The sequence below is a fragment of the Dactylosporangium vinaceum genome, from assembly GCF_019904175.1.
In the GTDB taxonomy this organism is placed as follows: Bacteria; Actinomycetota; Actinomycetes; order Mycobacteriales; family Micromonosporaceae; genus Dactylosporangium; species Dactylosporangium vinaceum.
The window spans coordinates 8500082-8513431 of record NZ_CP061913.1; the positions used below are offsets into that span (position 1 = coordinate 8500082).

The 13350-nt window shown below is 70.1% G+C and carries 14 protein-coding genes; 12 read left to right on the top strand and 2 right to left on the bottom strand.

The genetic code is table 11. The features are described from left to right. The first annotated feature begins 178 nt into the window (after nucleotides 1–178). From Dvina_RS38075 to Dvina_RS38085, 3 genes are all read left to right on the top strand, one after another. A complete protein-coding gene (locus Dvina_RS38075; RefSeq protein ID WP_223094481.1) occupies nucleotides 179–1339 on the top strand; it encodes a glutathione-independent formaldehyde dehydrogenase in 1161 nt (386 codons plus the stop codon). A 442-nt stretch (nucleotides 1340–1781) separates the two neighbouring features. Then, on the top strand, nucleotides 1782–2309 hold the full coding sequence (locus tag Dvina_RS38080; protein ID WP_223094483.1) for a MarR family winged helix-turn-helix transcriptional regulator: 528 nt from the start codon (nucleotides 1782–1784) through the stop codon (nucleotides 2307–2309). Further along, nucleotides 2306–3370, top strand: coding sequence for a sodium:calcium antiporter (locus tag Dvina_RS38085; protein ID WP_223094485.1), 1065 nt, complete (start codon nucleotides 2306–2308; stop codon nucleotides 3368–3370). The genes Dvina_RS38080 and Dvina_RS38085 overlap by 4 nt, the downstream gene beginning before the upstream one ends. A 42-nt stretch (nucleotides 3371–3412) precedes the next feature. On the opposite strand, the gene Dvina_RS38090 is transcribed toward Dvina_RS38085, so the two are convergent. Further along, on the bottom strand, nucleotides 3413–3841 hold the full coding sequence (locus tag Dvina_RS38090) for a DUF3592 domain-containing protein (protein WP_223094487.1): 429 nt from the start codon (nucleotides 3839–3841) through the stop codon (nucleotides 3413–3415). 102 nt (nucleotides 3842–3943) lie between these two features. Beyond that, nucleotides 3944–4282, bottom strand: a complete 339-nt coding sequence (locus tag Dvina_RS38095) for an STAS domain-containing protein (RefSeq protein ID WP_223094489.1) — start codon at nucleotides 4280–4282, stop codon at nucleotides 3944–3946. Nucleotides 4283–4529: 247 nt separating this feature from the next. On the opposite strand from Dvina_RS38095, the gene Dvina_RS38100 reads away from it, so the two are divergent. The 9 genes from Dvina_RS38100 to Dvina_RS38140 all read left to right on the top strand — a co-directional run bounded on the left by Dvina_RS38100 (nucleotide 4530) and on the right by Dvina_RS38140 (nucleotide 13286). Then, the gene (locus Dvina_RS38100) at nucleotides 4530–4985 is read left to right on the top strand and encodes a response regulator (RefSeq protein WP_223094491.1); all 456 of its coding nucleotides are present in this window, start codon (nucleotides 4530–4532) and stop codon (nucleotides 4983–4985) included. Between the two features lie 408 nt (nucleotides 4986–5393). Beyond that, entirely contained in the window at nucleotides 5394–6692 is a 1299-nt protein-coding gene (urtA, locus tag Dvina_RS38105) for an urea ABC transporter substrate-binding protein (RefSeq protein ID WP_223094493.1), read from the top strand. Between the two features lie 131 nt (nucleotides 6693–6823). Beyond that, nucleotides 6824–7708, top strand: a complete 885-nt coding sequence (gene urtB, locus Dvina_RS38110) for an urea ABC transporter permease subunit UrtB (RefSeq protein ID WP_223094496.1) — start codon at nucleotides 6824–6826, stop codon at nucleotides 7706–7708. Then, the gene (gene urtC / locus Dvina_RS38115; protein WP_223094498.1) at nucleotides 7705–8799 is read left to right on the top strand and encodes an urea ABC transporter permease subunit UrtC; all 1095 of its coding nucleotides are present in this window, start codon (nucleotides 7705–7707) and stop codon (nucleotides 8797–8799) included. Before urtB ends, urtC begins: the two co-directional genes overlap by 4 nt. After that, nucleotides 8796–9629: an urea ABC transporter ATP-binding protein UrtD gene (urtD, locus tag Dvina_RS38120; RefSeq protein ID WP_223094500.1), complete on the top strand. Its 834-nt coding sequence runs from the start codon at nucleotides 8796–8798 to the stop codon at nucleotides 9627–9629. Before urtC ends, urtD begins: the two co-directional genes overlap by 4 nt. Nucleotide 9630: 1 nt before the next feature. Next, the gene (locus tag Dvina_RS38125; protein ID WP_223094502.1) at nucleotides 9631–10314 is read left to right on the top strand and encodes an ATP-binding cassette domain-containing protein; all 684 of its coding nucleotides are present in this window, start codon (nucleotides 9631–9633) and stop codon (nucleotides 10312–10314) included. Nucleotides 10315–10417: 103 nt separating this feature from the next. Beyond that, nucleotides 10418–12097, top strand: coding sequence for a purine-cytosine permease family protein (locus Dvina_RS38130; protein ID WP_223094504.1), 1680 nt, complete (start codon nucleotides 10418–10420; stop codon nucleotides 12095–12097). After that, complete coding sequence (locus Dvina_RS38135; protein WP_246656639.1) at nucleotides 12097–12714, top strand: TetR/AcrR family transcriptional regulator; 618 nt, start codon at nucleotides 12097–12099, stop codon at nucleotides 12712–12714. The genes Dvina_RS38130 and Dvina_RS38135 overlap by 1 nt, the downstream gene beginning before the upstream one ends. Further along, complete coding sequence (locus tag Dvina_RS38140; RefSeq protein ID WP_223094509.1) at nucleotides 12711–13286, top strand: TetR/AcrR family transcriptional regulator; 576 nt, start codon at nucleotides 12711–12713, stop codon at nucleotides 13284–13286. The genes Dvina_RS38135 and Dvina_RS38140 overlap by 4 nt, the downstream gene beginning before the upstream one ends. The last annotated feature ends 64 nt before the right edge of the window (nucleotides 13287–13350 follow it).

Here is a 13350-nt window from a genome sequence, read left to right on the forward strand (position 1 = left end):
GGTTGTCGAGGGCGGGCCGCGCGACGATTGGACCGCAGCCCGACCGCGGAGGTCGCGACCGCGGCTGGCCGGTTGCACACAACAGTGTACGGCCACGCAACGACGCGAAGCGCGTATGTACTGGAGATCTCGGCCCATGTCCGGAGCCGGGACGGGCACCGACGAACGGGGAAACGTCATGAAGGCAGTGGTGTACGAGGGGCCGCGGCAGGTGAGCGTCAAGGATGTGCCGGACCCGCGGATCGAACGTCCGACCGACGTGCTGGTGCGGATCACGTCGGCGAACATCTGCGGCTCGGACCTGCACATGTACGAGGGCCGGACCGACTTCGAGCCGGGTCGCTGGTTCGGGCACGAGAACCTCGGCCAGGTGGTCGAGACCGGCGACGGCGTCGACAAGATCCGCAAGGGCGACTGGGTCGTGCTGCCGTTCAACATCGCGTGTGGGCACTGCAAGAACTGTGAGCGTCAGCTGACGAACTACTGCCTGACCGCCCAGCCGGACCCGAAGATGGCCGGCGCCGCCTACGGCTTCGCCGACATGGGCCCGTACGGCGGCGGACAGGCCGAGCTGCTGCGCGTGCCCTGGGGCGACTTCAACTGCCTGCGGCTGGGCGAGGACGCCGAGCAGCGCCAGACCGACTACGTCATGCTCGCCGACATCTTCCCGACCGGCTACCACGCCACCGAGATGGCCGGCGTACAGCCCGGCGACCAGACCGTCATCTACGGCGCCGGGCCGGTCGGGCTGATGGCCGCCCTCTCGGCGACCATCCGCGGCGCGAGCAAGGTGATGGTCGTCGACAGGCACCCCGACCGGCTCCGCCTGGCCGAGTCGATCGGCGCGATCGCCATCGACGACTCGAAGACCGACCCGGTCCAGGCCGTGCTCGACCAGACGATGGGGCTCGGCGCCGACAACGGCTGCGAATGCGTCGGCTACCAGGCACACGATCCCAACGGCCAGGAGCACCCCAACCTGACGATGAACCGGCTTGTCGCCTCCGTGCGCTTCACGGGGAAGATCGGCAACGTCGGCGTCTTCGTGCCCGAGGACCCCGGAGCGAGCGACGAGCTGGCGAAGCACGGCAAGCTCGCCTTCGACTACGGCATGTTCTGGTTCAAGGGCCAGCAGATCGGCAGCGGCCAGGCCCCGGTCAAGAAGTACAACCGGCAGCTGCGCGACCTCATCGTCGCGGGCAAGGCCGAACCGTCCTTCATCGTCAGCCACGAGCTGCCCCTCGACCGCGCACCGGACGCCTACGAGCACTTCGACAGGCGCGACGAGGGCTGGACGAAGGTCGTCCTGCACCCCGCGATGGCCGGAGCGCGTGCGTGACGACCGGGCGTCGGCGCCTGGCGTGCGACGGCTGAGCGCCGATCGCGCCGACACCAGGCTCCCTGTGGGACGGTGGCGCACCCGGCTCGGGGGCGCCACCGTCGACCGGCCTACCTGCCACGCGGATTCAGAATGAGCGCCTGAGGGGCGGCGGCCTTCATCCGGGTGTTGAGCCAGGCCGGCTGGCGCGGCATGTCGCCGGCGGCGTCGCGGGCCAGCCGCAGCAGCTCGTGATCGCGTAGCCCCGGGTTCGCCGCCCCCAGATGTCGGCGATCCGGTCACTCATGTCGATCCTCCGCCTCTCCTCGTCCGGCATCCGGTGTGCAGTGGAGCGCCGGCGCACCGGCCCGGCGGCCGCGCACCACCACGCACCTGGCGCCATCGGGACCACGATCGGCAATACCCGTGCTTAGCGCATCTATGCGCTGGGCATGGAAGTACCGTGACCCGCTCCCATGAACCTGAAGCCGACGATCGCCTCGTCGAGGCGTTCCTGACCGCGAGCCGGGTGCTGGTGGCCGTCGCGGTCCGATCCCTGCCCGCCGGAGACGCCGAGATCACGCTGCCGCAGCACCGGGCCCTGGTCGTCCTCGCCTCGCGGGGCCCCCAGCGCATCGCCGACCTGGCGGACACCCTCGGCATCAACAGCTCCAACGCGACACGCAACTGCGATCGGCTGCAACGCCGCGGGCTCGTGCGCCGTGACCGGGACGACGACGACCGCCGCGCCGTGCGGGTCTCGCTGACCCAGGACGGCCAACGCCTGGTGGAGCAGATCACCATCGTCCGCCGGGCGGAGATCAGCCGCATCCTCAACGCCATGCCCGGCCACGCCCGCGGCCCGCTGCTCGCCGCGCTGGGTGCCTTCACCGATGCCGCCGGAGAGGTACCCGAACAGAGCTGGTCACTGGGTTGGGGTACCGACTTCGACACGCCGGCCGCCCCCGCCTCGGAAGGTCGACGCCGATGAGCTCCCTCAACTCGTGGCTGCTCCTGGTGATCTTCCTCGGCTGCGCCGCGGCCATCTGGATCGCCGGAATCACACTGTCCGACACCACCGACGTGCTCTCCCAACGACTGCGCCTGGGCAGCGCGCTGGGCGGCGTCATCCTGCTCGCCATCGCCACGAACCTGCCGGAGATCGCCATCACCGCCGGTGCGGCGCTCGCCCATCAACTGGACGTGGCCGTCGGCAACATCCTCGGCGGCATCGCGCTGCAGACCGTCGTGCTGGTGGTCCTGGACGCCGCGGGTGTGCGGCCGCGCAAACCCCTGACGTACCTCGCCGCGTCGCTCACGCTGCTGCTGGAAGGGGCCCTGGTCGTCGCGCTGCTGCTGGTCGTGGTCATGTCCACCCAGCTGCCGGCGTCGCTCATCGCGGTGCGGCTCACCCCCGGCGCGGCACTCATCGCCGTGCTGTGGGGGCTGGGGCTGCTCCTGCTGCGCCGCGCCGGCAACGGCCTGCCCTGGCACGAAGGCGGTTCGGCCCCGGACAGCCAGGACAGGCCGAAAGGTCACTCGAAGACCACCAAGGAGCAGCAGGCGACGCAGCGGGGCGTCGGCACCGGCCGGGCCGCGCTGGTGTTCGGCGTCGCCGCGGCCGTCACCCTGGTCGCCGGCGTGTTCATCGAACGCAGCGGCGAGGAGCTGTTCGGCCGGTTCGGCATGTCGGGCGTGCTGTTCGGGGCCACGGTCCTGGCTGCGGCGACAGCACTGCCGGAGCTGTCGACCGGCCTCACCTCGACGCGGCTCGGCGACTACCAGCTCGCCATCAGCGACATCTTCGGCGGCAACGCCTTTCTGCCCGTGCTGTTCCTGTTCGCCACCGTCCTGTCCGGGCAGGCGGTGCTGCCCCGTGCGCATCACAGCGACATCTACCTCACCGCACTCGGCGGCCTCCTCACCATCGTGTACATGATCGGCCTGGTCTTCCGCCCGCAACGGCAGTACGCCCGCATGGGCGTCGACTCCATCGCCGTGCTGCTGCTGTACTCGATCGGCATCACCGGCCTCGCGTTCATCGCCGCCTGACGACAGCGGTTGCGAGCGTGAGGAGCGCCGGCAGCGCGCCGGTCACGCCGGCCGGGCCGCCCGGGTCTGCCGGATGCGCAGCCAGGTCGTCAGCACAGCCAGGGCCAGCAGGGCGGCGGCGCCGATCCAGAAGAACCGGGCACCTTCCGGGCCGGCCGGGTGGCCGGCCTGCTCGACCGGGTCGAACGGGTTCTGCGGGTCGTAGCGGATGTCGAGGCGCTCGCCCTTGCGCAGGTCCTTGGTGCAGGTGTCGCACGGCACCTCGGGGCGTTCGCCCTTGCCGGTGACGAAGGTGACCCTCGTGCTGTGGCCGTGCTTGCCGGGCGTGCCCTGCTCCGCCACGACCGCCCCGGTGGTGATGCCGAACCGGTCGAGCCGCTCCCCCTTGTCGGCGAAGTACCAGCCCAGGAGGCCGCTGCCGACGGCGAGGAGCAGCAGGACCACCGGAGTCACGCGCGACACCCTGTTCATGCGCACACCATAGGCCGGGCGGCCAAGCGATGACCGTCAGCGCGGTGTCGCGGCGGTGGCCGGGGGTCGGACGTCCCGCCGCCGGCCGCGTCGGGTGGGGCGTCAGGCGAGCGCCGGCGGCGGGTCGTCGAGGCTCAGGACCTTGTCGAGCCCGGTGATGGCGAACCGGGTGCGCAGCCAGGGCGTCACCCCGTCCAGCACGAGCGCGCAGCCCAGTGCGGCGGCGGCACTGTGGGCGGCGAGCAGGGCCACGATGCCGGAGGAGTCCATGAACGTGAGGGCGGCCAGGTCCAGGCACAGCGTCGTGGGGCGGTCGGCCAGCGCCGCGGTGACGGCGGCGCGGAACGCCGGAGCGGTGTTGTAGTCCAGGTCGCCACGGGCGACAACGGTGGCCGTCCCGGCCGGTCCGGTGTGGACATCGACGTCCAGGTTCACGCTCACCTCAGCTCACGTTGTCGCACGCACATCGGCACAGCTCGGTCGAAATACCCGGCGGTGTACGGCACGAAACGGCTCGATTGGCGCGCCGCCGAGCATGTCGCTGAGGTCGGCGGATGGGTCCGGCCGCCGAACGGGTGACGGCGGCGGCCCGTAGGCAGTCGCCGTCCGGCGCCGTACAGTTACCGCCAGACCGCTTCCTCGCCGATCGGGAGACCCCGGCGCAGGACCCTTCGGAGGGAACCGCGCCATGCCGATCCTGCACCGTGCCGCGCCGGCGCACATCCTGCTCGTCGAGGACGATCCCGGCGACGAGCTCATGGCCCGGGAGGCGTTCGAGGACGACGCCCTGGACAGTGAGCTGCACGTGGCCCGCGACGGGGAACAGGCCCTCGACTTCCTCTACCGGCGCGGCGACTTCGCCGACGCCCCGCGGCCGGACTTCATCCTGCTGGACCTGAACCTGCCCCGGGTCGACGGCCGGCAGGTCCTGCGCCAGATCAAGAACGACGCGACAGTGGCGAGCATCCCCGTCGTCGTCCTGACCACCTCGGCCGCCGTCGAGGACCTCCTCGCCTGCTACGACACGCACGCCAACGCCTACATCACCAAGCCCCAGGGCTATGAGGAGTTCATCGGCGTCGTGCGGCGGATCAACGAGTTCTGGCTCGACACGGTGCGGCTGCCCAACGAGGAAGCCGAGTAGGCCCAGGGCGGCGGTCGTCGCCGACCCGACGGCGTTAGCGGCAGGGGCCGATGCCGGCTCCGCCCGCGCTGCGCCGGCGCCGGCCCGCGTGTCAAAAGTATGCCATCGCTCTGACTGGCGACTCGCGCACGGCAGAACTCTGACATCTCCCCTCTGACATCTTCGGTGCTTCGCCGAGGCCAGCGCGGCTTCGCCAGGTTCCGGTTACATAGTTGGAACGGTCGAGAAATGTCAGAGTAATGACACTGGACCAATCTGCTCTCACCTGCAGCAGCCGGCTGCATCTCGTTGGCGGTTCCGGGCGGTGCCCGAGACGCCGGCGGTTCGGCCCGGGACGTGGGAACGGCATCGTTCGCCGTGCGCGGACCCGGCGTCACGCCTCCTTGACCAGGAACGGAGTTGCCGCATATGTCCATCACCAGCAAACGGCTGCGCACGCTTGTCGCCACGGGTGCCCTCGCAACGAGCGTCGCCCTCGTGCTCGCCGGCTGTGGCGCTCGCGCGGGCGACGAAGCGTCCGCCAGTAGCAAGTCGGCCGGGCCGAGCTGCGTCGATACTTCCGGCAGTACCATCAAACTCGGCTTTCTCAACTCCCTGACCGGCGGGATGGCGATCTCCGAGAAGACCGTCTCCAACGTGCTGCACATGGCCGCGGACGAGATCAACGCCGGCGGCGGCATCCTCGGCAAGAAGATCCAGTACGTCCAGGAGGACGGCGCCACCGACTGGCCCACCTTCGCGGAGAAGACCGAGAAGCTGCTGACCCAGGACTGCGTCGGCGCGATCTTCGGCGGCTGGACCTCGTCCTCGCGCAAGGCCGTCAAGCCGGTCGTCGAGAAGAACAACGGCCTCTTCTTCTACCCCGTGCAGTACGAGGGCCTGGAGGCGTCGCCGAACATCTACTACACCGGTGCGACGACGAACCAGCAGATCATCCCGGCGATGGACTTCCTCGCCTCCAAGGGCGTGAAGAAGCTGTTCCTCGCCGGCAGCGACTACGTCTTCCCGCGCACCGCGAACGCGATCATCAAGCTCTACGCGGCCAAGCTCGGCATCCAGATCGTCGGTGAGGAGTACGTGCCGCTCGACAAGGACGACTGGACCACGCAGGTGGCGAAGATCAAGGCGGCCAAGCCCGACTTCATCTTCAACACCATCAACGGCTCGTCGAACGTCGGCTTCATCAAGGCCTACTACGACGCCGGCCTCACCGCCGCGACGACGCCGATCATCTCGGTGTCGATCGCCGAGGAGGAGGCGCCGGCCATGGGCCACGAGGTCACCGGCCACTACGCGTCCTGGAACTACTTCCAGTCACTCAAGAGCGACACCAACCCGAAGTTCATCGAGAGCTGGAAGGCCTACCCCAAGAGCAGCGGCGTCACGTCCGACCCGATGGAGGCCGCCTACATCTCGCTGTACCTGTACAAGGCCCTCGTCGAGGCGGCCGGCTCGTTCGACGTCAACGCGGTGAACGCCGCCGCGAAGAAGAACACCATCACGTTCGCGGCGCCGGAGGGCACTGTCACCCTCGACGGCGAGAACCACCACATCTCGAAGCCGGGTCACATCGGCCGGATCAACGCCGCCAACCAGTTCGACATCGTCTGGTCCTCCGACAAGTTCATCAAGCCCGACCCGTTCCTCAACGGCTACGACTGGTTCCCGGCGAACGTCCGCGACCAGCTCGTGAAGGCCGCGGGCTGACCGGCACCCGCTGAACCCGCACGCGGGGTCGCGTGTCGCCTGCGCCAGGCGGCCCCGCGTGCACGCCGCGGCCTTCCTGGTCGGCCCGAATCCCCTCCGCACACCCACTTCCGCACAGAGAGCGAGAGCACGTGGACGCACTGATCCCACCGCTGCTGAACGGTAGCGCACAGGGTGCGCTGCTCCTGCTCGCCGCGCTCGGCCTCTCGCTCACGTTCGGTCAGATGGGCGTGATCAACATGGCACACGGCGAGTTCCTCATGATCGGCGCCTTCACCGCCTACCTCGTCCAGCAGGTGATCGACTCCAGCGACCTGTCCATCCCGGTCGCGCTGCCTGTCGCGTTCGTCGTCGCCGGGCTGTTCGGCCTCCTGCTGGAGGTCAGCATCATTCAGTGGATGTACCGCCGGCCCCTGGACACCCTGCTCGTCACGGTCGGCGTCAGCCTGATCCTGCAGCAGGCGGCGCTGCAGATCTTCCCGTCGCAGGGCGTCCCGGTGGAGAAGCCGGGCTGGCTCGACGGGCAGTTGACGATCCTCGGCTACGACTGGCCGCTGCGGCAGGTGTTCACCATCGTGCTCGCGACCGTCTGCGTCGCGGCGCTGGCGGCCTGGCTCAAGTACACCTCGTTCGGCCGCCGCATCCGGGCGACAGTGCAGAACCGGGACCTCGCCGAGGTCGCCGGGATCTCCACCCGCACCGTCGACCGCCTGACCTTCTTCATCGGGTCGGGCCTGGCCGGAGTCGCGGGCGTCGCCGCGTCGCTCGTCGGCGGCACGAACTCGCAGATGGGCGCGCAGTACATCATCCCGGCCTTTCTCGTCGTCGCGGCCGGCGGCATCGGCCAGCTCAAGGGCACCATCGTCGCCGCGTGGGCGGTGGGCGTCGTCCTGTCGTGCCTGGCCTACTGGACGACCGGCAGCCTGGCGCAGGTGTTCGCCTTCGTCCTCGTGATCGTCTTCCTGCAGGCGCGGCCGCAGGGCCTGTTCACGGTACGGACCAGGAGCCTGGTATGACCAGACTGAAGCCAACCTTCTCCCTGGTGGGCATCGGGGTGTTCGCCGTCCTGCTCCTCGCGGTCGCTCCCCTCGTGCTCACCGATCACTGGCTCGGCAACCTCGGCAAGTACTGCTGCTGGGCGATGGCCGCCGTCGGCATCGGCCTGGCGTGGGGCCGCGGCGGGATGCTCGTGATGGGGCAGGGGGTGTTCTTCGCCCTCGGCGCCTACTCGATGGCCATGCACCTCACGCTGGAGACCGCCGGTGACGGGGTCCCGGGGTTCATGGTGCTCTACGACCCGCTCGCGCCGCTCCCGGCGTTCTGGGAGCCGTTCCGCAGCACGGCGTTCACGCTGGTGGCGATCGTGGCGCTCCCGGTGGTCGTGGCCGGCATCCTCGGCTACGCGCTGTTCAAGCGCCGCGTCAAGGGCGCGTACTTCGCGATCCTGACCCAGGCGCTCGCCGTCGCGCTCGCCACCCTGATCAGCTCCACGATCCGCGAGACCGGCGGCGACACCGGGCTCAGCGACTTCAAGTACTTCTTCGGCTTCGTCCTGAATGACCCGGCGAACCGCAGCATGGTGTACCTCATCGCGGCCGGGCTGCTCGTCGTGTGCCTGCTCGTGGTGTGGCAGCTCTACCGCAGCCGCTTCGGCGAGCTCCTCGTCGCCACCCGGGACGCCGAAGAGCGCGTGCGCTTCCTCGGCTACGACCCGGCCAACATCAAGCTCGTCGCCTTCGTCGTGGCGGCGCTGATGGCAAGCATCGGCGGCGCGATGTTCGTGCCCATCGTCGGCATCATCACGCCGGCCGAGATCGGCGCCGCCGCCTCGATCCTGATGATCGCGGGCGTCGCCTTCGGCGGCCGGGCCTCGCTCTTCGGCCCGGCGCTCGGCGCGATGGCGGTCGGCTGGGGACAGTCGAGCCTCGGCTCCACGTGGCCCGACGGCTGGACGTACATCATCGGCCTGCTGTTCATCGTCGTCATCCTCTTCCTGCCCAAAGGGCTGTCGTCGCTGCCGGCCAGGTTCGCGGCGGCACGGCGGGGCCCGGGCGAACAGCGCGCGGCGGCGACCGCGACCCGGCAGCTCGAGGAGGCGAAGTCGTGACCGAAGCCTCACTCGTCGTCACGGACCTGCACGTCGAGTTCTCGGGCTTCGTCGCCGTAGGCGGCGTCTCCTTCGACGCGCACCCCGGCGAGGTCCGGTTCCTCATCGGCCCGAACGGCGCCGGCAAGACGACATGCATCGACGCCATCACGGGACTCTCGCCGGCCACCGGGTCGGCGCGGCTCGGTGAGCAGGAGCTGCTCGGGCGGCCGGTGCACAAGATCGTCCGGCTCGGGATCGGCCGCACGTTCCAGACCGCCAGCGTCTTCAACGAGCTCTCGGTCCTGCAGAACCTCGACATCGCCGCCGGACGCCACCGCCACTGGTCCTCGCTGCTGCGGACCCGCCGCGGCGTCGACCCGTCGATCGAGCAGGCGCTGGAGGAGACGGGGCTCGCCGGCGAGCTGGCCACGCCCGCCGGCATCCTGTCGCACGGGCAGAAGCAGTGGCTGGAGATCGCGATGCTGCTCGTGCAGGACGCCAGGGTGCTGCTGCTCGACGAGCCGGTCGCCGGCATGAGCCAGGACGAGCGGACCGCGACCGGGGAGCTCCTGCAGCGCGTCGCGGCGAAGCGCATCGTGCTCGTGGTCGAGCACGACATGGACTTCATGCGCCGCTTCGCCACGCGCGTGACGGTGCTGCACCAGGGCAAGGTGCTCTCACACGGCACGGTGGCCGAGGTGCAGGCCGACCCCAAGGTGCAGGAGGTCTACCTCGGCACGGCGGGCGCCGCGACCACCGACGCCATGGCGGTCGTACCCGAAGCGGCGGCCGTCGAGCTCGCGAGCGCGCCGGAGATGGCCGCCAGTACGCAACACGAGGGGGACTGACATGCTCGAGCTCACCGACATCGAGGCCGGCTACGGGCGCACGCGGGTGCTGCACGGCGTGACGGTGCCGGCCGGGAAGGTCGTGGCCGTGCTCGGCCACAACGGCGCCGGCAAGACGACGCTGCTGCGGGTCGCGATCGGGCTCATCAAGCCGACGAAGGGCCGCGTGTTCTTCGACGGCGAAGACATCGCGTCGCTCGCCCCCAACCGGCGCGTCGCTCGCGGCATGGCGTACGTCCCGCAGGGCCAGCAGGCGTTCGGCCAGCTCACCACGCTCGAGAACCTGCAGCTCGTCGCCGACGGACGCCGGCGCGGCAAGGCCCTCATCGAGGCCCAGCTGGCCCGCTTCCCCGCGCTGGAGCAGTTCGCCGCCCGCAAGGCGGGCCTGCTCTCCGGCGGGCAGCGCCAGCAGCTCGCGATCGCCCGCGCCCTGATCACCGAGCCGAAGCTGCTCATCCTGGACGAGCCGACCGAGGGCATCCAGCCCACGATCGTCGCCGAGATCGAGCGCACCATCGTCCAGCTGGCCGCCGAGGGCATCAACGTGCTGCTCGTCGAGCAGCACATCGGCTTCGCCCTCGAGGCCGCCGAGCGCTACGTCGTGCTGGCCTCGGGCTTCGTCACCCGGACCGACGAGGGCGGCTCGGCCGCCGTCTCCACCGTGCGGGCCGCCATGGCGATCTGAACCGGCCGATCTGAACCGACACTGCCGGTTTCCGGGCCTGCAATACCGCTGTAACAACCAACCCGGAGGATGCCCCACGCCCGGCGCGTGAGGGGATGCCACTGTGAGCAGGACAGGCAACGCGCGTGCGGCCGCGGAGGACAGCCTCGAGGACTACGCCTTCCGATACGTGCCGCGCACCTTCCGGCGCTGGAGCGCGGCCACGGTCGGCGCGACGGCCCTCGGGTCCATCGCGTTCCTCGCCGACTTCTCGATCGGCGCGACGATCGGCATCGACCACGGCACGGCCAACGCCATGCTCGGCATCCTGTTCGCGTCGGTCATCATCGTCATCGTGGGCGTGCCCGTCGCCTACTACGCCGCCCGCTACAACCTCGACCTCGACCTCATCGCCCGCGGCTCGGGGTTCGGCTACTACGGCTCGATCATCACCACCGTGGTCTTCGCGGGCTTCACCTGCATCTTCTTCGCCCTGGAGGGCGCCATCATGGCGCAGGGGTTACAGGTGGCGACGGGCACGCCACTGTGGCTCGGCTACCTCATCTCGACGGTCGTGGTGATCCCTATCGTGATCTACGGCATGCGTGCGCTGGAGCGCCTGCACTTCTGGACCACACCCCTGTGGCTCGCCCTGGCCCTGGCCCCGCTGCTGTGGATCGTCGTCTCCGACCCCGGCTCGGTGAGCGCCTTCACGTCGTTCAACGGCAACTCCGACGGCTCGATCAGTTTCGGCGCCATCGTCTCGAGCGCGGCCGTGTGCTTCGCGCTCACCCCGCAGCTGGCCGAGCAGATCGACTACATCCGCGCCATGCCGCCGCGCACGCCGGCGAACGCCCGCTCGTGGTGGACGGCGTTCTCCCTGTCCGGCCCGGGCTGGGTCATCTTCAGCAGCACCAAGCAGGTGATCGGGGTGTTCCTCGCCGTCTACGTCCTCGTGAAGGTCGATCCGGCCCTGGGGCACTCCGCGACCGAGCCGGTCAAGCAGTTCGTCGGCATGTACCAGACCCTGTTCCCCGACTGGCTCGCCGTCGTCCTCGCCCTGGTGCTCATCGTGGTCGCGCAAGTCAAGATCAACGTGACGAACGCCTACTCGGGCTCGCTCGCCTGGTCGAACGTCTTCACCCGGGTCGCGAAGCACTACCCGGGCCGCACGATCTTCGTGCTGCTCAACCTCGTGATCGCCTACGGGCTCATGATGCTCGACGTCTTCACGCTCATCTCCTTCGTCCTGAGCCTGTACGCGAACGTCGTCATGGCGTGGCTGGTGACGATCGCCACCGATATCGCGATCAACAAGTGGGTACTGCGCATCTCGCCGCGCTTCCCGGAGTTTCGCCGCGGCATGCTGCACGACTGGAACCCGGTCGGGCTGGTGTCGGTCGGGCTCGCCTCGGTGCTTTCGCTGCTCGCGTTCGCCGGGCTGCTCGGCCCCGCCGTCAAGCCGTTCTCGGTGCTCATCGCGATAGGCGTCGCGTTCGTCACCACGCCCGCCATGGCCCTCGCCACGCGCGGGCGCTACTACCTGCGCCGCCGCTCCGACGGCATCGACTCTCCCCTGTTCGACGAGCACGGCAACCCCTCGGGCGAGCGGCTGCGCTGTCACGTGACCGGGTACATGTTCGAGCGACCGGATATGCTGGCGTCGGCTCAGCGAGGGGCGCACGGCCAGGTGCAGTACGTCTCGTCGCTGGCGCTGACGCTCGACGATTCCGATCGCTACGTGCTGCCGCCGGAGGTCACCGGCCCTTCGCACTGGGCGACCGATCGAGGCAGGGGAACGTGATGGAGGAGTCGGTCGACACCGCGACCGCGATTCTGGCGAGCGCGGCGGTGCTGCTGCGTGAGCACACGTTCGACGACATCTCCTACCGCGCCCTTGCCGACGAGGTCGGCATCTCCGAGCGCACGGTCTACCGCCAGTACCCGACGCGGGCCCACCTGCTCGCGGCGCTGTCGACCTGGATCGAGCAGACCCATTTCCCGCTGCCGCCGTTCGTGACCGTCGCCGACTTCCGCGCCGCCGTGCACGAGCGCTTCCGCGCCTTCGACGCGTTGCCCGCGTACGCGTTCGTCGGCGCCCGGGCGTCCACGATCTCGCTGACGCTCGACGCCGAGCCCGCCTACATCACGCGGGCGATCGAGGCGATGCTCGACGTGGCGGCCTCGACGCTCAACCGGCGGGATCGGCGGCGGGTCGCGGCTTCCCTGCGGTACTTCTCCTCGGCGATGTTCTGGGCGCGCCTGCGCACGGGCTTCGACATGGACGCCGCCGAGATCTGCGACGCGTTCGACCGCGCCGTGAGCACAGTGCTCGCGCGGCTCCCCGATGCGGCATCCGGCGACACGGGTCTGGCCGGTGAGCAGCGCGGCCGGCCGGCGGCGCTGTGGGCCCGGCCGTGAGCGGTTCGCCGTCCGGCCCCGCGCTGAGCGGCACCCAGGCGGCGATCCTGGCCGCCTACGCCGAGCTGATCGAGGAGGTCGGCAGCGACGACGTGTCGTACCGGCTCGTCGCCCGCCGGGCCGGCATCGCCGAGCGCACGGTGTTCCGCAACTACCCCACGCGGGTCGACCTGCTGCTGGCGACCGCGGCCTGGATCGAGGCGACGGTGTTCGTCCGCGAGGAGTCACACTCGATCTTCGACATCCCCCTCGCGATCCGTGACGCGATGCAGCGCTACGACGCCCGGCCGGAGCTCGCGCACGTCGTCGCCGAGACCACGATGCGCGGCGTGAGCGGCGCGGCCCCATCGCTCGGCCGGGCGCACCTGGAGCGGCTGCTTGACGCCGAGGTGCCGTCCCTCGACGCGGCGCAGCGCCGCGCGGTCGTCGCGGCGCTGTCCCACCTCGACTCCGCCGCGACCTGGGTGACGTTCCGCCGCGAGTTCGGCATGGACCGGCGCGACATCGCCGACGCGGCCGCCTGGGCGGCGGAGGCGGTGCTCGACAGCATCCGCGACCGCGTCGTCCCGTAGGCGCCGGACCCGGTCGGGCCTGTTACCCCGCCTCCGATGCCGGGTCCCGGCGGCGGGTCAGGCG

What these genes read in the sequence shown, in the direction of transcription:
- Dvina_RS38075 (WP_223094481.1), top strand. Translation starts at nt 179, where the DNA reads ATGAAGGCAGTGGTGTACGAGGGGCCGCGGCAGGTGAGCGTCAAGGAT.
- Dvina_RS38085 (WP_223094485.1), top strand. Translation starts at nt 2,306, where the DNA reads ATGAGCTCCCTCAACTCGTGGCTGCTCCTGGTGATCTTCCTCGGCTGC.
- Dvina_RS38090 (WP_223094487.1), bottom strand. Translation starts at nt 3,841, where the DNA reads ATGAACAGGGTGTCGCGCGTGACTCCGGTGGTCCTGCTGCTCCTCGCC.
- Dvina_RS38100 (WP_223094491.1), top strand. Translation starts at nt 4,530, where the DNA reads ATGCCGATCCTGCACCGTGCCGCGCCGGCGCACATCCTGCTCGTCGAG.
- urtA (WP_223094493.1), top strand. Translation starts at nt 5,394, where the DNA reads ATGTCCATCACCAGCAAACGGCTGCGCACGCTTGTCGCCACGGGTGCC.
- urtC (WP_223094498.1), top strand. Translation starts at nt 7,705, where the DNA reads ATGACCAGACTGAAGCCAACCTTCTCCCTGGTGGGCATCGGGGTGTTC.
- Dvina_RS38125 (WP_223094502.1), top strand. Translation starts at nt 9,631, where the DNA reads ATGCTCGAGCTCACCGACATCGAGGCCGGCTACGGGCGCACGCGGGTG.
- Dvina_RS38135 (WP_246656639.1), top strand. Translation starts at nt 12,097, where the DNA reads ATGGAGGAGTCGGTCGACACCGCGACCGCGATTCTGGCGAGCGCGGCG.